The organism is Candidatus Pelagibacter sp. (genome assembly GCF_052049975.1).
In the GTDB taxonomy this organism is placed as follows: Bacteria; Pseudomonadota; Alphaproteobacteria; order Pelagibacterales; family Pelagibacteraceae; genus Pelagibacter.
Genome location: NZ_JBNGYZ010000002.1, coordinates 132594 through 157790 on the forward strand (window position 1 = coordinate 132594; position 25197 = coordinate 157790).

Genomic DNA, 25197 nt, shown 5'->3' on the forward strand with positions numbered 1-25197 from the left:
TCTATTCAATAGGGGGTTTTTCACCCATTTTATAAACAGCTTTTATCTGATCATTTGATGTATCTCTAACCATATTGAACCATTTTCTACATCCATGAGCGTGGTTCCATCTTTCAAACTGTATACCTTTAATATTTTTTCTCATGAACAAATATTCTGCCCATTCATCATCACTGAGTTCTGTTGGTTGTTTAGGTCTAACTATATGAGCTTCACCACCAGCTTTAAATTCGCTTTGCTCTCTTTCACCACAAAAAGGACAATGTATTACAAACATTAGTGTGCTACTGCAGCTGCTCCATGTTCATCAACTAAATCACCACTAACAAATCTATTGATATTAAATGCAGCGTTTAATTTATGTGGTTCATCATTTGCAATTGTGTGAGCAAACAAATCTCCAGAACCAGGAGTTGCTTTAAATCCACCAGTTCCCCAACCACAATTAAAGTACAATCCTTTGATTGAGGTTTTGCTAATTATAGGACTTGCATCAGGACAAATATCTACTATCCCTCCCCATTGTCTTAACATTCTCATTCTACTAAATATTGGGTAGAGTTCTAAAATTGCATTTAATGTCCCTTCAACAATATCGTGACTCCCTTTTTGTGAATATGAAACATAATCATCGGTTCCGGCACCAATAACTAATTCTCCTTTATCTGATTGACTTACATAAGCATGTACAGCGTTTGACATAACGACTGTATCGATAATTGGTTTAACAGGCTCAGAAACTAAAGCTTGTAACGGTTTACTCTCTAAAGGCAATTTCAGTCCAGCCATATTTGCAATTACACTTGAATGACCAGCTGCTACAACTCCGATTTTTTTGGTTTTTATAAATCCTTTCGTTGTCTCAATTCCTTCAACAGCATCACCATTTCTTTTAATACCCTTTACTTCACAATTTTGAATGATATCCACTCCCATTTCATCCGCACCTCTTGCATAACCCCAAGCAACTGCATCGTGTCTAGCTGTTCCAGCACGTCTTTGCAAAGTACCACCAAGAACAGGGTAACGTATATCTGGTGAAGTATTTATAATAGGACAAAATTTTTTTACTTCTTCAGTACTTAAATAAACTGCATCAATACCATTAAGTCTATTAGCGTGAGTTCTTCTTTTTAAATCTCTTACGTCTTGAAGATTATGAGCTAAGTTCATTACTCCTCTTTGACTAAACATTACATTGTAATTTAGTTCTTGTGATAAACCTTCCCAAATTTTTAAAGCATGATCATATAAGCCAGCACTTGCATCCCATAGATAGTTTGATCTTATTATCGTAGTATTTCTTCCTGTATTACCACCACCAATCCAGCCTTTTTCTACAACAGCAATGTTTTTCATATTGTGTTTTTTTGATAAATAATAAGCTGTAGCAAGTCCGTGGCCACCACCACCAACTATAACGGCATCATATTCTTTTTTTGGCTCAGGATCTTTCCAAGCTTTCTCCCAATTTTCATGGTAAGAAAATGCATTTTTTATTAGAGAAAAAATTGAGTACTTGTTTTTCATAAATTTTAGAATAATTACTTTATAAATATTGAATATTCAATACAATCAAAAGTATTGATTTTTCTTGTGGAGAGATGGGTGAGAGGCTGAAACCAGTCGTTTGCTAAATGACCGTGCGAGGAAACTTGTACCGAGGGTTCGAATCCCTCTCTCTCCGCCATCAATAAAGTGGATCATCCTTAAAGAAATTTTTAACAGTTATAGGTTTTCGTTCAAGTATATATCGATAAACATTGTAATTTTCTAAAACACGTTGAACATAATTTCTTGTTTCCCTAAATTTAATGAGTTCAATCCAATCAACATAATCTATTTGTTTTTTCTGTGGATCTTTATTTAGCTTCTTCCAATATTTTACTCTTTTTGGTCCTGCGTTATATGCTGCAATTGCAAACGGATAAGCACCGTCATATTCTAAAATTAGACCAGCTATATAATGTGATCCTAAGTTAATATTATATTCAGGATCAGTAGTTAATCGGGATTTTGAATAGGGAAGTTTTGCTTGTTTCGCTACAAGTTTAGCTGTGTAAGGCATAAGTTGCATTAAACCTTTTGCACCAGCGTGACTGTTAGCACTTAAGTCAAATTCACTTTCTTGTCTAATCAATGACAATATAAAAGCATTCTCTGGTATTTTTCTTCCATTAACGTAAATGGGAGTGCTTATAACGGGATAATTAAATTTATTGTGAAATCTTTTTTCATAAGAAGCAATTTTAGAAACTTGAATTGCAAAATCATATCTTTCAATTTTAGTAGCAAGCTCAGCTGCAAGAGGTTCGCTTCCATTTTGAATATTATCTTGTGCTAAAAATCTTAAAATATGTTTAGTATATTTATCTTTATTTAATTCATCTAATAAATAAACCACTCTTACAAGATCTTTATCATAAAAATTTTTTTTATATTTTTCATCAATTTGACTTTCTAATGAAAGTTCAAATTTTCTATTGGGATCAATTTTTCTTGATGCAAGTTGACCATAATATGTTGTCATATATTTTGTGGCTTCTTCATACCAATTTAAAGCAGAATCTTTATCTCCAATATTTTCATAAGATTTTCCAAGCCAATACGCACCTCTAGATAAGCTTATAGGATAGCTAACATTGTTATAAAAATTTCTAAAATGATCTATTGCTAAAATTGGATCATCTAAAAAACTTAACGCTATCCAACCACTCATCCATTCTGCTGCTGCAAAATCAGCTCCTTGTGTCATAGCATGATTGCTAGTTAAGCGATAAGCAGTTTCATATTTTTTTTTATATATTAATGATCTTGCAATTATTTCTCTTTCTTTCCACCACTTCTCAGGATATTTCATATAATCTTTAGTGTTTTTAATTTTAAGTAAAATTTCTAAAGAACTATCAACTCTTCCTCTTTTTCTTCTCCATTTTAATCGATCATAATTAAGACCTGGATCATTTTTTAATTTATCTGGTACATTAGTAATTGCTTGGTCAACACCATAAGATTTTGATATTAAAATTTGTCTGGCATTATAAAGAAGTTCATAATCTTTAGGCAAATATCTTAACAATCTTTTTAAATCCCAATGTTTACCTTTCCAGGCTAAAGAATCTGCTCTTTTAATATAATCATTTGCATTAAGATATTTTTTATATTTCTTTCTAAAAAATCTTAATTCTGATTTTGATAATTCAGCTTCTATCCATCCGCTCTTGATTAATTTTGTACCTTCTTCAATTTTTCCAGTTTCAATTAGGCTTTCACCTAAAATGAGTTTACCATAACCACTGAGCGGCTCTTCATCTCCAAACCAATTAATTATTTTTTTAGAAGATATTTTCTCAACTGAAAGTTTATGTTCAGCTAGGTACTTTATTCTACCAATTCTTGGATATCTTTCATTTTTATCTATAAAAAATTTATAATCAAAAAATGAAGCTTGATTTCCTTTTGTTAACAAGTGTCTCCATTGAATAAAATTATATATTGATTGATCCTTAGCTTTTTTTGCATTTGAAACAGCTGACTTCCATTTACCTTTTTCCATTTCAGAAATTGCCTTTTTAGCTAAAGCAAAATCTTTCTTGGAGTAATATTTTGATTTATATACAGTCTCTGTTTTTTTTGTATTGATTGTTATAGGTTTTTTCCTAGGAAGAATTAATTCAGCTTTTAAATTTTTTTCTGACTTTTTTTGATCAATTTTTAATTTTTTATCGATTTTTGGTTCTTTTGTTATTAATTTTTCTTTGTGTTTTACAGTGCCTGGCTTTGGCATGGGTCTTAATTCTTCTTTGGCTAATCTTTTTTCTATTTCAGTTTGATTAAGTATTGGTTTTTTTACTGGGATGATCTTTAAATTAATGAATTCAGAGAAAGATTTTGAAGATAAAAATAACGTTATAATAATTATAAAAAATGTTAAATTTTTCATGTTTTTTAGTAAATGAATCTTTAAACTATGTTATAAGTATTTATGTTCAAAGGATCAAATGTTGCTTTAATTACACCTTTTAAAGAAAATAAACTTGATGAGGAAGCTTTCATAAAACTAATTCATTTTCACATGGAAAATGGAACAAATGGATTAGTGCCAGCTGGAACTACTGGAGAATCTCCAACTTTAAGTCATGAAGAACATCAAAAAGTTATTGATTTGTGTGTCAAAGAAAGTGGTGGCAAAATACCTGTAATTGCAGGAACGGGATCAAATTCAACAGAGGAGGCAATATCACTTACAAAGCACGCTGAGAAAGCAGGAGCTAACGGAGCACTTATTGTTACTCCATATTATAATAAACCAACTCAAGAAGGACTTTATCAACATTATAAAGCTATTAATGATAATTCTGGGCTACCAATTATAATTTATAATATACCTGGCAGATCCGTTATTGACATGTCAGTAGACACAATGGCAAAACTTTTTGAATTAAAAAATATTGTAGGTGTAAAAGATGCTACAGGAAATTTGGATAGAGTAGATCAACAATTAAAAAAAATGGGAAAAGATTTTATTCAATTAACTGGTAATGATGATAATGCTTTAGAATTCAATAAAAGAGGGGGAGTTGGAGCTATAAGTGTAACAGCAAACATTGCTCCAAAAATTTGTTCACAATTTCAAAAGTTTTCAAATGAGAAAGATAACAAAGAGTCTCAAAATGAAGCTATAAAATTAGATAAAATTTTACAACCAATACATCATTCCATGTTTGTTGAGAGTAATCCTAGTCCTGTTAAATATGCAGCAAAACTTTTGGGTCTTTGTGACGATAGTGTAAGATTACCTTTGGTTAAAGTAACATCAAATACTCAAGACATTGTTAAGAAAGCTTTAGTTTCAGCTAAATTGTTGTAATGAATACAAAAACCAATTCTGGTTTAAAAATTATATGCTTAAATAGAAAAGCAAGCTTTAATTATTTTTTTGAAGATTTATTTGAAGCTGGAATTATTCTCAAAGGTTCAGAAATTAAATCAGTAAGAGACGGCAAAGTGAATATAGCAGACTCCTATGCTGTAGAGAAAAATGGAGAAATAGTTTTAATTAACTCTCATATAGCTACTTATAAACAAGCAAGTTTTTCAAATCATAAGCCTTTAGATGAGAGAAAATTGTTACTAAATAAGAAAGAGATAAATAAATTGATTGGTAAGATGCAAAGAGATGGTTTTACATTAGTCCCAACAAAAATGTATTTTAAAAAAGGAAAAGCCAAAATAGAAATTGCAGTTGCAAAAGGCAAGAAACAATTCGACAAAAGAGCTACAAAAAAAACTAGAGACTGGAATCGTGATAAAGCAAGATATATTAGGAAAACAAGCTAAGATAGTTTATTTAGGCATTGGTTCAAATTTAGGTAATAGAAAACAAAATATTGAAGTTTCAAAATACAAACTTCACTCAGATCATTTAAAAATAATTTGTGTATCAAATTATTATGAGAGTTTATCATGGCCTGATCCAAATAAACCAAAATTTTTAAACATTGTTTTAAAAGTTAAGACAATCTTAACTCCACAAAACTTATTGTCATTTTGTAAACTTATTGAAAAAGATTTAGGTAGAAAGAAATCATCAAGAAACTCTCCAAGAGAATGTGATATCGATATAATTGATTATAATGGCATTATATCAAAAAATAGGATTATATTGCCTCACAGACTTATGCATAAAAGAAATTTTGTGTTAATTCCAATGTATGAAATAACAAAAACATGGAAACATCCAAAAACAAAAGAAAATATTAAAAAATTGATAGGTCTTCTTTCAAATAAAGATATTAGATCTATTAAACAAGTCTAAATTAATGATATAGTGTTTTTATGATTAATTCTGAAGAATTGATTAACAAAATCAAAGTTTATAATAAATTTTTAAATCCTGAAAAATTAGATAAAGCATATAATTTTGCAGTTAAAGCTCATAAAGATCAAAAAAGAGCGTCAGGCGATCCATATTCTGTTCATCCAATTGCAGTTGCAAACATTTTGACTGAATTAAAATTAGATAGTGCAACAATTGCTACAGGTCTTCTGCATGACACTATAGAGGATACATATGCAACTTATGAAACTATTAAAAATGAATTTGGTGAAGAAGTAGCTGATTTAGTAGATGGCGTGACTAAAATATCTGTCTTTGAAAACACAGCAGTTTCTAACTCTAAAGCAGAAAATTTTAGAAAATTAATTTTAGCAACCTCAAAAGATATAAGAGTATTGTTGGTTAAAATCGCAGATAGATTACACAATATGAGAACCATTGATGCAATTAGCAAAGAAGAAAAAAAAAAACGAATTGCTCAAGAGACAATGGAAATTTATGCACCTCTTGCTAACAGAATGGGCATGCATAGAATTAGAGATGAACTAGAAGATATATGCTTTCGTATACTCAATAATGATGCAAGAAAATTAATAAAAAAACAATTAGACGAGATTAAAGATGATAAAAAAAATAATTTTGAAAATATTTCATTAGAATTATCTCAGCTTTTAAATGATCATGGAATATTTGCAGAAATTTATGGGCGAGAGAAAACACCTTTTTCAATTTGGCGTAAGGTTCAAAAGAAAAGAATATCACTTGAACAAATTACAGACATAATAGGTTTTAGAATAATTTTAAATTCTATCGATGATTGTTATAAAACTTTAGGAATATTTCATAAAAAGTGGAATTGTGTTCCTGGAAAATTTAAAGATTATATCTCATCGCCTAAAATAAACGGATATAAGTCTCTACATACTTCTGTAATTGGACCTAACCAAAAACCTATTGAAATACAAATAAGAACGGCATCAATGCATGAATTTGCTGAGCGGGGTATTGCTTCACATTGGCAATATAAGTCATCAGAAAAATTTAACTCATTAAGTTGGAAAGAATATGATTGGTTAAAAGATTTAGTAGAAATTATTGAAAAAAATGAAAATCCTGAGCATTCTTACGAGTATACTAAATTACAAATGTTCCAAGAAAATGTATTTTGTTTTACACCAAAGGGCTCAGTAATTAAATTACCAAAAAATGCAACACCTATTGATTTTGCTTATGCAGTTCATACAACAGTAGGAAATAGTGCAATTGGTTGTGAAATTAATGGTAATAAAAGTGAACTACAATCTATTTTAAGAAATGGTGATAGAGTTAATATTTTAACTTCAAAAAACCATTCACCTTCTTTACATTGGATCCCAATAACCAAAACAGGTAAAGCACGTGCTGCCATTAGGAGATACTGGCATGATAAAGGTGAAAAAAAAGAAGAAAGAACTAAAAAATACAATACCACCTTATGGATATCTTTGCCAGACGAACCTGGTCAATTAGGAAATATTTCTACGTTAATTGGAGATCATAAACTAAATATATCAAAAGTTGAAATGGTTGGTAAAAATCCAAAATATATAAATTTTAAATTTCAATTGATAATTAGAGACTTAAAAAACTTCACTAATTTTATTGCAGAACTAAAACAAAAGAATATAAAATTTAAAATAATTAGACACGAAGAAAAACGAAATGCTTTCACACAAAAAATCCTTAAATATTTTAAAAAAAACTGATGCATTATTAGAGGGACATTTTGTTTTATCTTCAGGCTTACATTCTTCAAAATATATACAGTGTGCAAAGCTATTAAGTTTTCCTTACTTAGCTAAAGAAATATGCAATTCTCTAGCAAAAGAAATTAAAAAAAACTTTAAAAAAATTGATTTGATCTTAGCGCCTGCGATGGGTGGAATTATTATAGGCTATGAAATTGGCAGATTGTTAAAAAAAGAAACTATTTTTTGCGAAAGAGTAGAGGGAAAATTTCAATTAAGAAGAGGCTTTAATATAAAAAAAGGTGCTAAAGTATTAATAATAGAAGATGTAATCACGACTGGAAAATCTAGTTTAGAGTGTGTAAAGTTGATTAATAAATCTAAAGCAAAACTTGTTGGATTTGCATCTATAATAAATAGGTCATCAAAAAATTCTTTAAAGATTAAGTCTAAAATTGTTTCACATCTACGAATAGATGTGCCAACTTACAAAAAAAATGAAATTCCAGCTGAGCTTAAAAATGTTAAAATCACAAAACCTGGGAGCAGATTTCTTAAATGAAAAGACTAGGAGTTAATATAGACCATATAGCAACAATTCGTAACGCGAGAGGTGAAAAACATCCTGATCCTTTTTTAGCATCTAAATTCGTAACTAAACATGGCGCAGACTCAGTAACAATTCATTTAAGAGAAGACAGAAGACATATTAATGACAAAGATGCTAAAAATATATGTAATCAAAAAAATATTTTGGTTAATTTAGAAATCTCCATGAACTCTGAAATTGTAAAAAAAGCTTTAAAAATAATGCCAAATTTTATTTGCATAGTACCTGAAAATAGAAAAGAGGTTACTACAGAAGGAGGTTTGAATATAAAAAAAAATAGAAATAAATTACGTAACATAATAAAAAAATTTAAGAGCAAAAATATCCGAACAAGTTTGTTTATAGATGCAAACATAGAGGACATTTATTTATCAAAAGATTTGGATGTTGACTGCATTGAAATTCATACAGGCAAGTTGGCGAATTTAATAAAAGCTAACAAAAAATATTATCAAGAATTCTTAAGGATAAAAAAATGCTCTAATTTGGCTAATCAACTTGGTATTGAAGTACACGCTGGTCATGGATTAGATTATAAAATTACTAAATTACTTTGTAAAATAAAAGAAATTCAAGAATTTAATATAGGTCATTTTATAATTGGCGAGTCCGTTTTTGATGGTCTGTCAAAAGTCATTAAAAAATTCAAAAATATAATTAAAAAATAACAAATGAAAATAATAGGTATAGGTGTTGATATTGTAGAGAATGATAGAATGAGAAAAGCTACTAAAAACAAAGATTTTATAAAAAGAATTTTTACAAAAAATGAAATAAATTTATCTAAATTAGAAAAAAACAATATTGGTTTTTATGCAAAAAGATTTGCAGCAAAGGAAGCGTTTGCAAAATCTTTGGGTACTGGCTTTCGTAAAGGTTTAAATTTTAAAGACATAGAAATACTAAATGACAATCTGGGAAAGCCTTATTTTAATATAAATAATAAATTAAAGAAAATTTTAAAACGATTAACAAAAATTAACTCTTTTAATTTTTTTCTTTCATTATCAGATGAGAAATCATACTCAGTTGCTTTCGTAACAATACAAACAAAATGAAAATAGATAAAAATTTTTTTAATGAGAACGTAAAAACATTATTCTATGCATTAATAATTGCTGTATTTATAAGATCAATTTTCCTACAACCTTTTTATATACCATCCTCATCAATGGAACCAACTTTATTAGTTGGTGATAGACTATTTGTAACAAAATATACATATGGTTATAGCAAGCACTCATTTCCATTTAGTCCGCCGATTTATAAAGGAAGATTATTCTTTAGTGAACCAAGTAGAGGAGACGTCATAGTATTCAAAACACCAGCTGACAATAGAACTGATTACATAAAACGTTTAATCGGTCTTCCAGGTGATACAATTCAATTTGTAAATTCAAATTTATATTTGAATAACAATGAAATATTCAAATCAAGAGTTTCCAAAAAAGATATAATCTATTGTGGAAATAATCAGATTGAGGTTTTTACTTTTGAAGAAAATTTACCTAATGGTAAATCTTACAATACTGTTTATTTAAAAAACTATAGTTTTCAAAATTCAGATCTTTTCACCGTACCAGAAGATCATTATTTTTTTTTAGGAGATAATAGAGATTGCTCTAAAGATAGTAGATTTTTATCTAGCGTTGGATATGTTCATAAAGATAACCTTGTTGGTAAAGCACAATTTATTTTTTTTTCTTCTGATAAAAATATTGGTAGTTTTTTTGAATTTTGGAAATGGCCAAAATCAATTAGATTTGACAGGTTTTTAAAAAGAATAATTTAATGAATATCAAATACAATCTTCTTGAAAAAAAAATAGGCATTGTTTTTAAAGATAAAGATAAATTGAAAAAATCCTTAACGCATAAAAGTTTTGACTCAATAAATAATAACGAAAAACTTGAATTTTTAGGTGATAGAGTTCTTGGTTTAGTAATTTCAAAAAAATTGTTAGAAATTTATCCTGATGAAAAAGAAGGAAGCCTTGATAAAAAATTTGCATCCTTAGTTAATAAAAAAACATGTCTTTCGATAGCTAAAAAAATAAATTTAGAAAAATTTATATTAACTCTTAATTCTGAACGTTCTAAAATACCACCTCAAGATAAAGTAATATCGGATAGTTGTGAGGCTCTAATTGGAGCAATTTATTTAGACAAAGGGTTTAACGTTGTTGAAAAATTCATTCTTAATTTTTGGAGTGAAGAAATTTCTCAAAGTAAAATTACACGTGTAGATGCAAAAACAAAACTTCAAGAATTCTCTTTAAAAAATTTTAAAAAATTACCAGAATATAAATTAATTTCCAACACTGGACCAAGACACCAACCAATTATTGAAGTAAGTGTAAAAATACATAACTCAAAAAAATTTACAGCTAAAGGTAGCTCTAAGAAGATTGCAGAGCAAAATGCTGCTATCAAGTGCCTAGAAAGTTTAAATTTATGATTTGGGATGACTCAGGATATCTAATTTCAAAAAATAAATATAATGAAAATTCATTAATTGTTGAACTGTATACTAAAGATCATGGAAAAGTTTCGGGTATTGTTTTTGGTGGTACATCAAAAAAAATTAAAAATTATTTACAAATTGGAAATAAATTGTTTGCTAATTATAATTCAAAAAATGAAAACAGAATTGGATACTTTAAATTTGAGATAATTAATGCATCTTCACCATATTTTTTTGATAATAAAGAAAAATTAAATTGTCTTATCTCAGCGATGCAATTGGTTAAGATTCTTACAGCAGAGGCTCAAAAAAATTTAGATGTTTTTAATCTTGTAGAAAACTTTTTTGAATTACTTCAATCAGATAATTGGATACAAAAATATATATATTGGGAGTTAGAACTATTTAGTAAGCTAGGTTATAATTTAGAATTAGACAAATTGGTAAAAAAAGAAATTAATAACAATAAAATAGAATATTTAACAACATCATCTATTGAAAAAAGAAAAATTCCTAATTTTTTAATTGAAAAAAATATAATCGCAGAAAACAAAGATCTTTTAGCTGGCTTAAAACTTGTAGGTGATTTTTTAGAAAAATCTATACTTAAACCTAATAACTTATCTTTTCCAAAAAATAGAGTTTCCTTTATAAATTCTATTCAATAATTATTTTAAAATTTTATCAAGTCTGTCTGCGTAATAACTTACAATTGCGTTTGCACCAGCTCTTTTAAAAGACATTAATGTCTCAAAAATTACATGCTCTTTAAGTATTTTGGAATTAATTGCATTAGACAATAAACTATATTCTCCAGATACTTGATAAGCGAAAACAGGAATTTTAAACTTATCTTTAATCCCTTTTATAATATCTAGATAGGGTATTCCAGGTTTCACCATTACCATATCTGCACCTTCTTTTATATCTAACGCAATTTCTCTCAATGACTCATCTGTATTTCTAAAATCCATTTGATAAGTTTTTTTATCTCCTTTTAAGAATTTATTTGAACCTACCGCATCTCTAAAAGGACCATAAAAACCTGAAGCATATTTAGCTGCATATGATAATAACTGAACATCTTTAAAATTTTCTTTATCTAATGCTTTTCTTATTTTCCCTATACGACCATCCATCATATCGGATGGAGCTAACACATCGCATCCCATTTCTGCTTGAAGTAAAGATTGATTAATCAAAACTTCTATTGTTTCATCATTAATTATTTTATTTGATTTGATTAAACCGTCATGTCCATGTGAGGTGTATGGGTCCAATGCAACATCGCACATAATTCCAATTTGATTTTTGTATTTTTTTTTAATTTCTATTATTGCTTTACAAACTAAATTATTTTCATTCAAAGCTTCAGTTCCAAGATCATTTTTTAATTTTTCATTTGTCTTTGGAAATAAAGCAACCATAGGTATACCTAGTTTAAGGGCTTTATCTGTAATCTGACTTAATCTATCAATTGAATATCTATAAACATCTGGCATTGATTTTACTTCATCTTTTTTATTTTTTCCTTCAGTAAGAAAGATTGGCAGAATAAAGTCATCAGGCGTTAAAGTATTTTCTTGAGTTAGACGTCTAATCCACTGTTGTTTTCTATTACGTCTAAGTCTTAAGTTTGGATATTTTCCCGTAATCATATTAAGTAATTGTATAATGCGACAAATGTATTATACAATTAAATTTTAGAAATTGTATTACAAATCTGATGAATTTAAATTTTAACGATTTTCTTAAACTAAATATAAAATTTGACTTAGACAAATTACAATCAGCATATAAAGAAGTTGTCAAAATCAAGAATTTTGAAACTCCAGAGGAAATAACAAATTTTGGAGCAATATCATTAACACAAATACCTGGTGATCCAGACTCAATAAAAGGTCATAAAGCTAGAGGTGTCTTTTGGACAAAACCCGATTCAACAGGTAAAGAAGTTGTAAGAGATGTAAATGTTGATGAGGAAAAATATTCTGAATTTATTGACGATTATAAGGACACGTACTTTAAAGAAGTCTATGATACTTTATCTAAACATTACAAGTTAGGAAGAGTTAGAATTTTATTAAAACAACCAAGATCAACTTTAAGTTGGCATAGAGATCCTGAACCAAGGTTACATATTCCAATTATTACAAATCCTGGCTGTATTATGGTTATAGACAACGTAGCTAAACATATGCCAGCAGATGGTCATGCTTGGATAACAAATAATACCAAGTATCATAATTTTTTTAATGGTGGGGAAGAGGATAGAATTCATATTGTTGCCTGTGTTTTAAATCATAAATTTAATTAATTTGAATAAAATATATATAGCCTCAGACCACGCTGGTTTCTCTTTAAAAGAATTCATAAAGAAAAAATTAAATAAAGAAATTAGCATTGATGATCTAGGTCCAATTACTGATAAAAATTCAGTCGATTATCCTGATTATGCACATCAATTATGTAAAAAGGTTTCCAAAAAAAACACTAATATAGGAATTCTTGTCTGCGGATCGGGCATGGGAATGTCTATGGCTGCAAATAGACATAAAAATATAAGAGCAGCATTGTGTTATTCAGTAAAAAATACAAAATTATCTAGATTGCATAATAATGCAAATATTATTACATTAGGTTCAAGATTAATTAATAAAAATACAGCTCTAAAATGTATAGAAGCTTTTATGAAAACTAAGTTTGAAGGTGGAAGACATATAAAAAGAGTAAAAAAAATTTAATGAGGAAAATATATGTCTAGCGAAACAAATTATTTAAATAACGATTACCAAAATTTTTTTGAAAAAAGATTATCTGATAGTGATCCAGAACTTTTCAAAGCAATTAATGATGAATTAATAAGACAACAAAATCATATTGAATTAATAGCTTCAGAAAATATTGTATCTCAAGCTGTCTTAGATGCCCAAGGTTCAGTATTAACAAATAAATATGCTGAAGGATATTCTGGCAAAAGATATTACAATGGGTGTGAACATGTTGATGTTGCTGAAGATTTAGCAATAGAAAGACTTAAAAAATTATTCAATTGTAAATTTGCTAATGTTCAACCTCACTCAGGAGCGCAAGCAAATGGCGCAGTATTTTTAGCATTGCTTAAACCTAATGATACTTTTATGGGTATGAGTTTAAACTCTGGTGGGCACATCACTCATGGATTAAAAATTTCAATGTCTGGGAAATGGTTTAATCCAATTGGTTACGATGTCGATAAAGAAACAGGTTTAATTGATTATGATGAAGTTGAAAGATTGGCAATTGAAAATAAACCTAAAGTAATTATTGCTGGAGGAAGTGCATATTCTAGAGTAATTGATTTCAAAAAATTTAGAGAAATTGCAGACAAGGTTGGTGCTTATTTAATGGTTGATATGGCACATTTCTCTGGTTTGGTTGCAGGGAAAGGATATCCAAATCCTTGTGACTATGCACATGTTGTTACATCTACAACACACAAAGTTTTCAGAAGTGCAAGAGGTGGAATTATTTTAACTAACCACGAAGATTTAGCCAAAAAATTTAACACAGCAGTATTTCCTGGTTATCAGGGTGGACCTTTGATGCATGTGATAGCTGGTAAGGCAGCAGGTTTTTTTGAAGCACTTAAACCTGAATTCCAAACATATATTTCTAACGTTTTAGCTAATGCAAAGATGCTAGCTGAGACTTTAAAGAATAATGGTTTTAAAATTTATTCTGGTGGAACTGATACCCATTTAATGTTAGTTGATTTAAGGCCTTATAACGTCAAAGGAAATATGGCAGCTGACAGTTTGTCCAGAGCAAATATTACATGTAATAAAAACGGCATACCATTTGATACTGAAAGCCCTATGGTTACATCAGGTATCCGTTTAGGATCTCAAGCAGCTACAACAAGAGGATTTGGCCTGAATGAATTTAAAAAAGTTGGTGAATTGATTACAAAAGTAATTGAAGGTCTATCTAAAAATCCTGAAGACAATTCTAAAATTGAAGCTGAAGTTAGAAATGAAGTTGTAAACTTATGTTCATCATTTCCAATATATAAACATTTGAGAAAATGATATGTCCTTGTAAAAAAAAAGGAGACACTTCAGTGGTCGACTCTAGGCCAACAGAAGATGGTACAGCAATAAGAAGAAGGAGATTGTGTGTTTGCGGTGAAAGATTTACCACTTTTGAACGTATTCAATACAGAGAATTAATGGTCGTTAAAAAAAATGGAAGAAAATCAGCATTTGACCGTGATAAACTTGCCAAGTCTATTTATATCGCATTAAAAAAGAGACCACTAGATACAGAAACGGTAGAAAAATTCATAAGTAAAGTTTCAAGATCTTTAGAGGAACTTGGTCAAAATGAAATCTCAACTAATACAATAGGAACTTTAGTTATGGAGGGTCTTAAAGAATTAGACCCGGTTGCTTATGTGAGATTTGCTTCTGTTTACAGAAATTTTAGAGAAGAAAAAGATTTTGTTCAATTTGTTGACAAGATAGATGTCTACAAAAACAGATAGATTTACCAAACTAGACAAAAAATTCATGAATATTGCTATTAAATTAGCAAGTGCAAAACATGGTTTAACAGGAAATAATCCAGCAGTAGGATGTATAATTGTTAAAGATAATCAAATAATTTCAATAGGATCAACAAACGAGAATGGTAGACCACACGCAGAAAGAAATGCGATTAATTCTTCAATTGAAGATTTAGAAAATGCCAAGATGTACATTACCTTAGAACCTTGTTCTCATTATGGAAAATCACCCCCATGCACAAACATTATTATCAAAAACAAAATTAAAGAAGTTATATATGGCATTGATGATATAGATAAAAAAGTTAATGGTAAGTCGAGAAAAATTCTAAATAAACATAACATAATTGTAAAAAAAAATTTATTATCAAAAAAAATTAGAGAACTTTACAAACCATATTATAAAAATAGATTAAAAAAATTACCCTATGTTACTGGAAAAATTGCAAAAACTAAAAATGATTTAATTTATAGTGATTATTTTAAAAAAATCACAAATAAAGAAACTGATAAGTTTACACATTACTTACGATACAAAAATGACTCAATTTTGATATCATCTAAAACTTTAAATATAGATAATCCAAAATTAAATTGTAGACTAAAAGGATACGAACGATATTCACCTATAAGAGTAATTTTAGATAAAGATTTGGATATCGATATGAAATCTTATATTTTTAAAAATGCAAAACATTTCAAAACATTAATTTATTTTAATTCTAGTGATAAACAAAAAATTAAATTTCTAAAAAAAAATCATTTGAAATTGATTAAAGCAAAAATTGATAAATACAATCGATTAGACTTAAAATTTATATTAAAGAATTTATATAAAAAAGGCTGCAGAAACTTGTTAGTTGAAGGAGGGAATATACTTACAAATAGTTTTTTAAAGGAAAAACTAATTGATAGATTTTACCTAATTGAGAATAAAAAAAATATAAAATTTAAAAAGAACAGTGTTTTTTTTAAAGATTATTTTGAAAAATTAAGTAAATTCAAATTTAAAACAAAATTAACTAATCTTAGTGATAAAGACAAAATAATATTATATAAAAATTAATAATGTTTAATGGTATTATTTTTAATCAAGGGACTTTAAAAAAGATAATAAAAAGGCCTAAAGGGCTAAATATTTTCCTTAAAACTGATCTAAAACTTAAAAAGAAAGATTTAGGAATATCTGTTGCGTGTGACGGTGTTTGTTTAACATTGATCTCAGTAAAAAAAGGTATATTAGAATTTTATCTATCCAACGAAACTATAAACCGATCTAATTTTCGAAATATTAAAGTAGGAAGTACTTTAAATCTTGAATTACCATTAAAATACAAACAGTCTATATCAGGACATATCTGCCAAGGTCATGTAGACACTGTTGGTAAAATATTATTAATTTCAAAAATAGATAAATCTTATTTGTTCAAATTTCAAATTGATAAAAAATTTAGAAAAGAATTAATTGAAAAAGCGTCAATAAGTATAAATGGAATTTCGTTAACAATCTCAAAATTAACTCAAAATGGTTTTGAAATATGGGTTATTCCTCATACTTTTAAATTAACTAATCTTTCTAAATTATCAAAAGGCAGTATTGTCAATATTGAAATTGATATCTTGTCAAAATATGTAAGAAATTATTTAAATGTTAGAAAATAATTTTTCATCAATTGAATCAATCATTAAAGATGCTAAGAAAAATAAGATGTTCATCTTAGTTGATGATGAAAAAAGAGAAAATGAAGGTGACTTAATAATACCTTCTTCTTGTGCCAATACAAAAAATATAAATTTTATGGCTAAATATGGGAGAGGTCTAATTTGTTTAGCGATGGATAGTAATCAAGCAAAAAAATTAAATTTAAGTTTAATGTCACCTAAAAATGAGTCCAGAAACAAAACAGCTTTTACAGTTTCAATAGAAGCAAGAAAAGGTATTTCCACAGGTATATCAGCAAGAGACAGAGCAAAAACAATTAAAGTTGCTAGTAAAAAAAATGCTAATAAAAAAGACATTGTTTCACCAGGACATATATTTCCAATAATTGCTCGTGATGGAGGTGTTTTAGTTAGGGCAGGACACACCGAAGCTTCAGTTGATATTTCTAAATTAGCAAAAAAAAATAACTCAGCTGTAATTTGTGAAATTATGAACGATGATGGCACAATGTCTAAAGGTAAAGAGTTGCATGATTTTGCTAAGAAACATAATTTAAAAATAGGAAAAATAGAGGATTTAATTTCTTATAGACTTAAAAAGGAAAAATTAATCAAACTAAAAGAAAAATCATCAATTAAATTTAAAAATAATACTTACAACATTAGAATATATGAAAATGTTTTGGATGGTTCAGAGCATTTTGCTTTAATTAAGGGAAAATTGAATAAAAAAACTACACCGCGTGTAAGAGTGATTTCTTCTAACGTTGTTCAGAACTATTTGATAAATCAACAATTACCAAATTCTTTTAATAAAACTTTAAATTATTTTAAGAAGTTCAGTAATTGTGTTTTGGTTTTTATCAAGGATAGTAATCTAAAATCTGTATCTCAAACACTTAAAGACTATGAAAATAAAACTTTTTATAAAAAAGGTAATGATAAATTAATTAGAAATTATGGAATAGGTGCTCAAATAATAAAAGATTTAAACATAAGAAATATGATATTAATAACAAAATCGCCAAAAAAAGTTATTGGTCTTGATGGTTATGATATAAAAATTGTGAAACAAGAAATTATAAAATGAAAAAAATTCTAATTGTTGGATCTGATTATTACAAAGAAATTTATAATGGACTTTTAAAAAGTGCAAAATCAAGATTATCTACTAATTATAAAATTGATGAGTTATTAGTACCAGGCGTATTTGAAATTCCAGTTACAATCACAAAGAAGATAAAGGACTATGATGGTTTTTTAGCTCTTGGTTGTGTTATTAAAGGAAAAACTCCTCATTTCGATTTTATATCTCAGGCAACTACAAATGCAATTATGAGCTTATCAGTCGAAAACAAAAAACCAATAGGTAATGGAATAATTACATGTCTTAATATGAAACAAGCAATAGAAAGAAAGAAAAAGGGTTTAGAGGCAGCTAATGCTGTTATTTCAATATTATCTATTAAATGAAAATTCAATATAGTCCTAAAAATAACCCAAGAGTAATTATTATTCAAAAACTTTACAGTTATTTTATAAATAAAGAAGAAATACTTGAATTTCCCAAACATAGATTCAAAAAATTTATTAAAGATGTTGTAAGTGGCTCTATTGAAAGAAATGAATATTTGGAAGAAGAATTAAATAAAAATTTAGAAATTAATCTTAAAGAAAAATCTTTTGATAAATTATTTTTTATTATTTTAAAAGCAGCTACTTTTGAATTACTATACAAGCCAAATTTGTCGATAAATATAATAATCAAAGAATATTTAAATGCTTCAAATTATTTTATCGAAAAAAATCAGACCAAATATTTAAATGCTTTACTAGATGTAGTTGGAAAAAATTTAAGAAATTCAAATGAAAGAATTTGAAATAATAAAAAAATATTTTTCCAGTTTAACAAAAAAAAATCCCGGAGCTTTAAATTTAAATGATGATATTTTTTTCGATAGGACTAAGAAATTAGCTATTTCTGTTGATACTTACGTTGAAGGCAACCATTTTTTGAACTTTAAAAATCCAGAATTAGTTTTAAAAAAAATTTTACGTTCATCCATTTCTGATCTAGTTTGCAAGGGTGTGAGGCCACAATATTATTTTATTTCTGGATCTGGTAATAAAAAAACCTTTTCAAAGAAAAATCTAAACAAAATACATTTAGCTTTAAAATCTGAACAAAAAAAATTTAATATTAAACTTTGTGGTGGTGACACTACTAATTCCTCTAAATTAAGCTTTACTATAATTTCAATTGGCTATTCTTCTAATATAATAAAAAGGAATAATGCCAAAATTAATGATGATATTTATGTAACTGGCGAATTAGGAGACAGTTACATCGGACTAAATGTATTAAAAAAAAAAATTAATCTAACAAATTCTGAAAAAAAATATTTTATTGGAAAATATTATTTACCATCAATTCAACTTAAATTAGTTCATATGATCAAAAAACATGCAAATACATCTATGGATATTTCCGATGGATTATTTGCAGATATTGAAAAAATGATAAATAAACAAAAACTTTCATACGAAATTAATATTAATAAAATTCCTATTTCAAAAAAATTAAAAAAAATAATTTCTGGTGAAAAAATTTTATTACAAAACGTAATCTCAAGAGGAGATGACTATCAGATCTTATTTACTGCCAATAATAAGAGATCAAGAATCATTGAAAGTGCTTCAAAAAAGTTTAATATCAAGGTAACTAAAATTGGGAAGATAGTTTCTAAACGCAAAAGTCCAATAATTATTGATGAAAAACACAATAAAATAAGGCTAAATTACTCTGGTTTTGAGCACCAATTTTGAAGTTTTTATTGCCTTTTATAACTTTTTTTGTATTGTCCGGGCATTATTAAACAAACAACATAATCAAGGTTAAAATGAGCAACACTGAAGAAAATATTCTAATTTATACAATTATCGCAGGGCTTTTATCTATCGTTTATGGTTTTTTTACTGGAAAAAACATTTTAAACTCTAGCTCTGGTAACAATAAGATGCAAGAAATAGCATCTGCAATCCAAATCGGAGCTAAAGCTTACTTAGCAAGACAGTACAAAACAATTGCTATAGTAGGAGTGGTAGTTCTTGTAATTGTTAGTTACGCTTTTAGTCCATTAGTAGGTGTTGGGTATTTAATTGGTGCTGCTTTTTCAGGTATAGCTGGTTACGTAGGAATGCTTGTTTCTGTTGAAGCAAACGTTAGAACAGCTGAGGCCTCAAGAAAAGGTTTAGCAAGTGGTTTGTCTGTTGCCTTTAAATCTGGTGCAGTAACAGGAATGTTAGTAGCTGGATTAGCTCTTTTAGCTATTGCTGTTTATTACTACTGTTTATTAAAAGCAGGAGTAGATGATAGAGAAATTGTTAACGCTTTAGTTGCTCTAGGTTTTGGCGCTTCTTTAATATCTATTTTTGCAAGATTAGGTGGTGGAATTTTTACTAAAGGTGCAGACGTTGGTGCAGATTTAGTAGGTAAAGTAGAAGCAGGAATACCAGAGGATGACCCAAGAAATCCAGCGGTAATTGCAGATAATGTTGGAGACAATGTTGGTGATTGCGCAGGGATGGCAGCTGACCTATTTGAAACTTATGCTGTGACAATTGTTGCTACAATGGTTTTAGCATCTATTTTCTTTGTAGGTGATTTAAACATGATGCTTTATCCACTAACAATTGGTGGGGCATGTATACTAACATCAATTATTGGAACTTTCTTTGTCAAGTTGGGTAATAGTAAAAATGTAATGAATGCTTTATATAAAGGATTTGTTGTTTCGGCTGTTACTTCATTAGCAATTTTATATCCTGTAACTGATTATGTTTTAGGTTTAGAAAATATTTATAAATTTAATGATGTAACTTTTTCTGGTAAAGATTTATATTACTGTGGAATTATAGGTTTGGTTATTACCGGATTATTAATTTGGGTAACAGAATATTATACTGGAACAAATTACAGACCAGTCAAAAGTGTTGCTAAGTCATCGACAACTGGGCATGGAACAAATGTTATTCAAGGATTAGCAATATCTCTTGAGGCAACAGCTGTTCCAGCTTTAATCATAGTTGCTGGTATTTTATTAACTAACCATATTGCTGGCTTATATGGCATAGCTATTGCTGTTACTACAATGTTGGCTTTAGCTGGAATGGTTGTAGCTTTAGATGCTTATGGTCCAGTAACTGACAATGCTGGTGGTATTGCTGAAATGTCTAAACTTCCAAATAATGTAAGAAAAACTACAGATGCTTTAGATGCTGTTGGTAATACTACAAAAGCTGTAACTAAAGGTTATGCTATTGGCTCAGCAGGCTTAGGTGCACTAGTTTTATTTGCTGCTTATACAGAGGATATCAAACATTTCTCTAAAGAGGTTGGATCAAATTTAGAAGGTATTATCGTAACTTTTGATTTATCAAATCCATATGTAGTTGTTGGGTTGTTGATTGGTGGTATGTTGCCATATTTATTTGGCTCTATGGGAATGCAAGCTGTTGGAAGAGCTGGCGGTGCTGTTGTTATAGAAGTGAGAAGACAGTTTAAAAAATTTCCAGGTATAATGAAAAGAAAACAAAAACCTGATTATGCTAAACTAGTTGATTTGTTAACTGTTGCTGCAATTAAAGAAATGATTATTCCATCACTACTTCCAGTTTTATCACCAATTGTTTTGTATTTTGTTATACTTGCAATTGGGGGACAAGTAGCTGCTCTCGCATCTGTTGGAGCAATGTTATTAGGTGTGATTATCACAGGTCTTTTTGTTGCTGTATCAATGACAGCTGGCGGTGGAGCATGGGATAATGCAAAAAAATATATAGAAGACGGTAATCATGGTGGTAAGGGTTCTGAAGCTCACAAAGCAGCGGTAACAGGTGATACTGTTGGTGACCCATATAAAGATACTGCAGGTCCAGCAGTAAATCCAATGATCAAAATAACGAACATTGTAGCATTATTGTTATTAGCTGTTATTGCTGGTTAGTAAAAAATATTTTAAAGGGCTTAACTATTTTTTGTTAAGCCCTTTTCTTTTTAGTCCTAAAGGATCATCTATTTTTTGTTTAATACCGTATAGAAACTGACCAATAACTGATCTTTTGTTAATATCAGTAGTGGTTGTGTTTTTTTCAAATTCAATTTCTCTTAGATCATTTTTGTCAAAAAAATCTTTTTCAACTAGAATGCCTCTATTATCAAATTTTAAAACTAAAATATTATTTTTGTTTAATTCTGTTTTTCCTAGTTTGGTAACTTTAGTTCCAGAAATTTCTTTTTCTAAATAAAACCAAGTATTTTCGTCAAATGTACTTACTGTTGAAGGGGGACCTAAAATTGATCTAATTTCATTTTTATTTTGATTTAAAAAAACTTCATTTTGTTTTTTTTCAAGATATTGTATACCATGAGACTTTGTTATTTTGTTTAAATTGCAGTTATTTACTAGTAAATAAAGTATTAAAAAAAATGTTACTTTAATCATGTCTCAAAAATATCTAAATTTTTATAATAATTTGATTAAATTAGCCACTAATAAAAAACTATATATAGATTTTAAATCACAAGATGTTTTTTCTGACAGGTTAATCTTTTTATTATTACATTTCACATTTTTTATCAAAAACTTTACAAGCAAAGAAAATGAAAAAATCCTTCAAGAAATTTATGATTATTTTTTCAAATATCTTGAATTAAATATTCGTGAAATAGGTTATGGCGATCAATCTATTAATAAAAAAATGAAAGATTACATAAATTTATTCCATTCAATGTTAGATAATTTTTATAAATGGGATGATCACTCAAAATTAGAAAAAAATGAAAAGATGAGCAATTTTATTGAGATTTCAAAAAAAAATGAGCATTTAGTAGATTATTTTGAAGATTATTATTCAAATTTAAAAAAAAGTTCTTTAAATTCTCATATAAAAGTGTAATTAGAACACCATTATGGCAGTACCTAAACGAAAACAAACACCTTCAAGAACTGGAATGAGAAGGGCTCAAAACATGAAATTTTCATCTAAAAATATTGTTGAAGATAAAAAATCTGGTGAATATAGATTATCTCATCACTTAGATTTAAAAACAGGTATGTATAAAGGTCGTCAAGTATTAGACCCAAAAGAGTAAATTTAGATTAAATGACAGATTTTGTGAAAATTGCAGTTGATGCAATGGGTGGTGATGGTTCTCCAAAAAAAGTAATTGATGGTATAATGCATCATCATAAAAATAATAAAGATGTTTTTTATAAAATCTTTGGTAATAAATTTGAGATAGAGCAATTAATTGATAATAAGATTTTAAAAGATAATTTTAAAATATTTCATACTGAAAACAAAGTAAAAAGTACCGACACTCCTTTAGAAGCTGCTAAAAGAGGAAAAGATACTAGTATGTGGATGTCAATTGAAAGTGTTAAATCAAAAGAGTCAGATATTGTAATTTCTGCAGGAAATACGGGTGCACTATTAGTTATCTCTAAATTAAATATTAAAATGATAGAAAATATAGATAAACCTGCCTTATCAGCTTTATGGCCAAATAAAAAAGGCATGAATGTAGTTTTAGATTTAGGTGCCAATATAGAGTGCAGCTCAAAAAATTTGTTTGATTTTTCAGTCATGGGTTCTTCTTTGTATAAAGCTTTATTTCCCAATGACACTTCAAAAGTAGCATTATTAAACATAGGTTCAGAAGAAATTAAAGGTAATGAAGTTATTAAAGAAACCTTTCAATTATTAAATGATAAAACAAATTTAGATTTTGTTTTTAAAGGATATATTGAAGGTAATCATCTTATGGATGGAGATGTTAATGTTATTGTGACAGACGGATTTACTGGCAATGTAGCACTCAAAACAGCTGAAGGTACAGCAAATTTTATTACTCAAGAATTAAAAAAAGCCTTAACTAGTAGTTTGATTGGTAAAATCTCTTCATTTTTAAATATTAAAAATTTAAAAAATTTTAAAAAAAGACTTGATCCAAGGTTGTATAATGGTGCAATTTTTATTGGTCTAGATTCTCCTGTAGTTAAAAGTCATGGAGGCACAGATTATTTAGGTTTTGCAAACTCTTTAGATGTTTGTAAAAGAATTGTAAAAGGTGATTTGATAAATAAGATTAAAAATAATATAAATTAGTATGCGTATTAATTTAACTAAAAAAGATTTAGTTAATTCAATTTATATGCAATTAGGTTTTTCAAAAAAAATTTCTGAAAATTTAATTGAAGATTTTTTTACAATAATTTTTGATAATATAAAGAATAATGATAAACTTAAATTATCTAAGTTTGGAACATTTTCGCTAAGATTAAAAAACGAGAGAACTGGCAGAAATCCTAAGACAAAAGAAGAAAAAAAAATTTCAGCAAGAAAAGTTATTTTATTTAAACCATCAAAAGAGTTTAAAGATTACATTAATAAAAATGAACAAATCTGACAATGCATACAAAACTATAGGTGAAGTTGCTAAAATATTAGGATTAAAAGATGATAAAAAAGGAACATTCGCAACACATACTATTCGTTTTTGGGAAAAAGAATTTAAACAAATAAAACCAAAAATTTTGAATGGTAATAGAAGATATTTTGATAATAAGAATATAGATTTATTAAAAAAGATTAAATTTTTATTAAAAGATCAAGGAATGACAATTAATGGAGTTAAAAAGATATTAGAATCTAAGGAGTCTTTACCACTTGACGAATTAGCTAATAAATCTATAAAGGCAGAAAAATTAAAATTGAAATTACTTAAAATTTCTCAGTTAATTAAAAAACTAAAAGACAATAAATAATATGGCTAAAAAAACGCATGTAAAAGTAAGAATGGTTCCTGAAGATAAACCTGATAGCCCATTTTTTTATTATGTCAAAAAACCTGCTGGTGGTGAAAAAGCTAAAGTAAAATTAAGTGCAAAAAAATACAATCCAGCTACTAGAAAACACGAAGTATTTGTAGAAAAGAAATTACCACCTCACAGTAAGTAATTATTTTTTATTAAAATTTTTTCTTTCGTAGTTGATATAAGACCAAATCATATTCTTCCATATCCTGCTTGTAATGCTCGGGTCAATTTTTTGCTGTAGTGATTTTTTTCTAATTTTAGCAAGTATTATCTTAATTCTTTTTTGATCTACTATTTCTTTTTTGTATTGTTTAAGTTTAATTACTTCATTAACTAATTTAGTTCTTTTTTTGATAATTGAAATTAAACTATTATCTAATTTATCTAATTTTTTCCTAATAACTTCTAATTTTTTTTTTCTTATTGGCGACATTAATTCAATTGGTATATGTCCATACTATTATATGTAT

General features: G+C 27.9%; 33 protein-coding genes and 1 tRNA gene. 28 read left to right on the plus strand and 6 right to left on the minus strand.

The features are described 5' to 3' along the window. Position 1 precedes the first annotated feature (1 nt). Both ACTT9U_RS04400 and ACTT9U_RS04405 read right to left on the minus strand, forming a co-directional pair. Positions 2 to 277 carry a sarcosine oxidase subunit delta gene (locus ACTT9U_RS04400; RefSeq protein ID WP_440931971.1) on the minus strand — a complete coding sequence of 92 codons (276 nt, stop codon included), beginning with the start codon at positions 275 to 277 and terminating at the stop codon, positions 2 to 4. Next, positions 277 to 1530 (minus strand): sarcosine oxidase subunit beta family protein, encoded by a 1254-nt coding sequence (locus ACTT9U_RS04405; RefSeq protein WP_440931972.1) that lies wholly within the window; start codon positions 1528 to 1530, stop codon positions 277 to 279. The genes ACTT9U_RS04400 and ACTT9U_RS04405 overlap by 1 nt, the downstream gene beginning before the upstream one ends. 68 nt (positions 1531 to 1598) lie before the next feature. Here ACTT9U_RS04405 and ACTT9U_RS04410 point away from each other — a divergent pair. Then, a tRNA-Ser gene (locus ACTT9U_RS04410) sits at positions 1599 to 1690 on the plus strand. Here ACTT9U_RS04410 and ACTT9U_RS04415 read toward each other — a convergent pair. Continuing rightward, on the minus strand, positions 1691 to 3943 hold the full coding sequence (locus ACTT9U_RS04415) for a lytic transglycosylase domain-containing protein (RefSeq protein WP_440931973.1): 2253 nt from the start codon (positions 3941 to 3943) through the stop codon (positions 1691 to 1693). It abuts the tRNA gene before it with no gap. Between the two features lie 42 nt (positions 3944 to 3985). Here ACTT9U_RS04415 and dapA point away from each other — a divergent pair, with 42 nt between their 5' ends. From dapA to recO, 10 genes are read left to right on the plus strand one after another with little or no spacing between them, the layout of a single operon-like run. After that, positions 3986 to 4870 (plus strand): 4-hydroxy-tetrahydrodipicolinate synthase, encoded by an 885-nt coding sequence (dapA, locus tag ACTT9U_RS04420; RefSeq protein ID WP_440931974.1) that lies wholly within the window; start codon positions 3986 to 3988, stop codon positions 4868 to 4870. After that, positions 4870 to 5340, plus strand: coding sequence for an SsrA-binding protein SmpB (gene smpB, locus ACTT9U_RS04425; RefSeq protein ID WP_440931975.1), 471 nt, complete (start codon positions 4870 to 4872; stop codon positions 5338 to 5340). The genes dapA and smpB overlap by 1 nt, the downstream gene beginning before the upstream one ends. After that, positions 5306 to 5818: a 2-amino-4-hydroxy-6-hydroxymethyldihydropteridine diphosphokinase gene (gene folK, locus ACTT9U_RS04430; RefSeq protein WP_440931976.1), complete on the plus strand. Its 513-nt coding sequence runs from the start codon at positions 5306 to 5308 to the stop codon at positions 5816 to 5818. Before smpB ends, folK begins: the two co-directional genes overlap by 35 nt. A gap of 20 nt (positions 5819 to 5838) precedes the next feature. Then, positions 5839 to 7584 carry a bifunctional (p)ppGpp synthetase/guanosine-3',5'-bis(diphosphate) 3'-pyrophosphohydrolase gene (locus tag ACTT9U_RS04435; protein WP_440931977.1) on the plus strand — a complete coding sequence of 582 codons (1746 nt, stop codon included), beginning with the start codon at positions 5839 to 5841 and terminating at the stop codon, positions 7582 to 7584. Then, positions 7541 to 8128 (plus strand): orotate phosphoribosyltransferase, encoded by a 588-nt coding sequence (pyrE, locus tag ACTT9U_RS04440; protein WP_440931978.1) that lies wholly within the window; start codon positions 7541 to 7543, stop codon positions 8126 to 8128. Before ACTT9U_RS04435 ends, pyrE begins: the two co-directional genes overlap by 44 nt. After that, positions 8125 to 8844 carry a pyridoxine 5'-phosphate synthase gene (locus ACTT9U_RS04445; protein WP_440931979.1) on the plus strand — a complete coding sequence of 240 codons (720 nt, stop codon included), beginning with the start codon at positions 8125 to 8127 and terminating at the stop codon, positions 8842 to 8844. Before pyrE ends, ACTT9U_RS04445 begins: the two co-directional genes overlap by 4 nt. 3 nt (positions 8845 to 8847) lie before the next feature. Then, the gene (acpS, locus tag ACTT9U_RS04450; protein WP_440931980.1) at positions 8848 to 9234 is read left to right on the plus strand and encodes a holo-ACP synthase; all 387 of its coding nucleotides are present in this window, start codon (positions 8848 to 8850) and stop codon (positions 9232 to 9234) included. Continuing rightward, positions 9231 to 9968 (plus strand): signal peptidase I, encoded by a 738-nt coding sequence (gene lepB, locus ACTT9U_RS04455; RefSeq protein WP_440931981.1) that lies wholly within the window; start codon positions 9231 to 9233, stop codon positions 9966 to 9968. The genes acpS and lepB overlap by 4 nt, the downstream gene beginning before the upstream one ends. Beyond that, positions 9968 to 10633, plus strand: coding sequence for a ribonuclease III (rnc, locus tag ACTT9U_RS04460; RefSeq protein WP_440931982.1), 666 nt, complete (start codon positions 9968 to 9970; stop codon positions 10631 to 10633). Before lepB ends, rnc begins: the two co-directional genes overlap by 1 nt. Continuing rightward, on the plus strand, positions 10630 to 11307 hold the full coding sequence (gene recO, locus ACTT9U_RS04465; protein WP_440931983.1) for a DNA repair protein RecO: 678 nt from the start codon (positions 10630 to 10632) through the stop codon (positions 11305 to 11307). The genes rnc and recO overlap by 4 nt, the downstream gene beginning before the upstream one ends. Here the strand turns inward: recO and hemB are convergent, their stop codons facing one another. After that, on the minus strand, positions 11308 to 12297 hold the full coding sequence (hemB, locus tag ACTT9U_RS04470; protein ID WP_440931984.1) for a porphobilinogen synthase: 990 nt from the start codon (positions 12295 to 12297) through the stop codon (positions 11308 to 11310). 68 nt (positions 12298 to 12365) lie between these two features. On the opposite strand from hemB, the gene ACTT9U_RS04475 reads away from it, so the two are divergent. From ACTT9U_RS04475 to ACTT9U_RS04525, 11 genes are all read left to right on the plus strand, one after another. Continuing rightward, positions 12366 to 12956 (plus strand): aspartyl/asparaginyl beta-hydroxylase domain-containing protein, encoded by a 591-nt coding sequence (locus ACTT9U_RS04475; protein ID WP_440931985.1) that lies wholly within the window; start codon positions 12366 to 12368, stop codon positions 12954 to 12956. A gap of 1 nt (position 12957) precedes the next feature. Then, positions 12958 to 13383, plus strand: a complete 426-nt coding sequence (gene rpiB / locus ACTT9U_RS04480; protein ID WP_440931986.1) for a ribose 5-phosphate isomerase B — start codon at positions 12958 to 12960, stop codon at positions 13381 to 13383. 12 nt (positions 13384 to 13395) lie between these two features. After that, positions 13396 to 14709 (plus strand): serine hydroxymethyltransferase, encoded by a 1314-nt coding sequence (gene glyA / locus ACTT9U_RS04485; protein WP_440931987.1) that lies wholly within the window; start codon positions 13396 to 13398, stop codon positions 14707 to 14709. After that, entirely contained in the window at positions 14706 to 15164 is a 459-nt protein-coding gene (gene nrdR / locus ACTT9U_RS04490) for a transcriptional regulator NrdR (RefSeq protein ID WP_440931988.1), read from the plus strand. Before glyA ends, nrdR begins: the two co-directional genes overlap by 4 nt. Beyond that, positions 15145 to 16251, plus strand: a complete 1107-nt coding sequence (ribD, locus tag ACTT9U_RS04495; protein WP_440931989.1) for a bifunctional diaminohydroxyphosphoribosylaminopyrimidine deaminase/5-amino-6-(5-phosphoribosylamino)uracil reductase RibD — start codon at positions 15145 to 15147, stop codon at positions 16249 to 16251. Before nrdR ends, ribD begins: the two co-directional genes overlap by 20 nt. A gap of 2 nt (positions 16252 to 16253) precedes the next feature. Beyond that, positions 16254 to 16847 (plus strand): riboflavin synthase, encoded by a 594-nt coding sequence (locus ACTT9U_RS04500; protein WP_440931990.1) that lies wholly within the window; start codon positions 16254 to 16256, stop codon positions 16845 to 16847. Then, positions 16834 to 17937 (plus strand): 3,4-dihydroxy-2-butanone-4-phosphate synthase, encoded by a 1104-nt coding sequence (gene ribB / locus ACTT9U_RS04505; protein WP_440931991.1) that lies wholly within the window; start codon positions 16834 to 16836, stop codon positions 17935 to 17937. The genes ACTT9U_RS04500 and ribB overlap by 14 nt, the downstream gene beginning before the upstream one ends. Next, positions 17934 to 18320 (plus strand): 6,7-dimethyl-8-ribityllumazine synthase, encoded by a 387-nt coding sequence (gene ribH, locus ACTT9U_RS04510; protein ID WP_440931992.1) that lies wholly within the window; start codon positions 17934 to 17936, stop codon positions 18318 to 18320. Before ribB ends, ribH begins: the two co-directional genes overlap by 4 nt. Next, positions 18317 to 18727, plus strand: coding sequence for a transcription antitermination factor NusB (locus tag ACTT9U_RS04515; protein ID WP_440931993.1), 411 nt, complete (start codon positions 18317 to 18319; stop codon positions 18725 to 18727). Before ribH ends, ACTT9U_RS04515 begins: the two co-directional genes overlap by 4 nt. Continuing rightward, a complete protein-coding gene (gene thiL, locus ACTT9U_RS04520) occupies positions 18714 to 19673 on the plus strand; it encodes a thiamine-phosphate kinase (RefSeq protein WP_440931994.1) in 960 nt (319 codons plus the stop codon). Before ACTT9U_RS04515 ends, thiL begins: the two co-directional genes overlap by 14 nt. A 74-nt stretch (positions 19674 to 19747) precedes the next feature. Further along, positions 19748 to 21853 carry a sodium-translocating pyrophosphatase gene (locus tag ACTT9U_RS04525; protein WP_440931995.1) on the plus strand — a complete coding sequence of 702 codons (2106 nt, stop codon included), beginning with the start codon at positions 19748 to 19750 and terminating at the stop codon, positions 21851 to 21853. Between the two features lie 24 nt (positions 21854 to 21877). On the opposite strand, the gene bamE is transcribed toward ACTT9U_RS04525, so the two are convergent. Next, positions 21878 to 22351: an outer membrane protein assembly factor BamE domain-containing protein gene (bamE, locus tag ACTT9U_RS04530; protein ID WP_440931996.1), complete on the minus strand. Its 474-nt coding sequence runs from the start codon at positions 22349 to 22351 to the stop codon at positions 21878 to 21880. Between bamE and ACTT9U_RS04535 the strand changes: the two genes are divergently transcribed. Genes ACTT9U_RS04535 through ACTT9U_RS04560 form a run of 6 tightly spaced genes read left to right on the plus strand, consistent with a single transcriptional unit; the run spans position 22350 to position 24869 of the window. After that, positions 22350 to 22805, plus strand: coding sequence for a ubiquinol-cytochrome C chaperone family protein (locus ACTT9U_RS04535; RefSeq protein ID WP_440931997.1), 456 nt, complete (start codon positions 22350 to 22352; stop codon positions 22803 to 22805). The genes bamE and ACTT9U_RS04535 overlap by 2 nt on opposite strands. Before the next feature lie 13 nt (positions 22806 to 22818). Further along, a complete protein-coding gene (gene rpmF, locus ACTT9U_RS04540) occupies positions 22819 to 23001 on the plus strand; it encodes a 50S ribosomal protein L32 (RefSeq protein WP_440931998.1) in 183 nt (60 codons plus the stop codon). Positions 23002 to 23012: 11 nt separating this feature from the next. Beyond that, complete coding sequence (gene plsX, locus ACTT9U_RS04545; protein ID WP_440931999.1) at positions 23013 to 24017, plus strand: phosphate acyltransferase PlsX; 1005 nt, start codon at positions 23013 to 23015, stop codon at positions 24015 to 24017. A 1-nt stretch (position 24018) separates the two neighbouring features. After that, on the plus strand, positions 24019 to 24318 hold the full coding sequence (locus ACTT9U_RS04550; protein ID WP_440932000.1) for an integration host factor subunit alpha: 300 nt from the start codon (positions 24019 to 24021) through the stop codon (positions 24316 to 24318). Next, positions 24305 to 24676 (plus strand): MerR family transcriptional regulator, encoded by a 372-nt coding sequence (locus ACTT9U_RS04555; RefSeq protein WP_440932001.1) that lies wholly within the window; start codon positions 24305 to 24307, stop codon positions 24674 to 24676. Before ACTT9U_RS04550 ends, ACTT9U_RS04555 begins: the two co-directional genes overlap by 14 nt. A gap of 1 nt (position 24677) precedes the next feature. Continuing rightward, positions 24678 to 24869 carry a 50S ribosomal protein L33 gene (locus ACTT9U_RS04560; RefSeq protein WP_440909554.1) on the plus strand — a complete coding sequence of 64 codons (192 nt, stop codon included), beginning with the start codon at positions 24678 to 24680 and terminating at the stop codon, positions 24867 to 24869. On the opposite strand, the gene ACTT9U_RS04565 is transcribed toward ACTT9U_RS04560, so the two are convergent. Then, positions 24870 to 25160 carry a chorismate mutase gene (locus ACTT9U_RS04565; RefSeq protein ID WP_440932002.1) on the minus strand — a complete coding sequence of 97 codons (291 nt, stop codon included), beginning with the start codon at positions 25158 to 25160 and terminating at the stop codon, positions 24870 to 24872. Between the last annotated feature and the right edge of the window lie 37 nt (positions 25161 to 25197).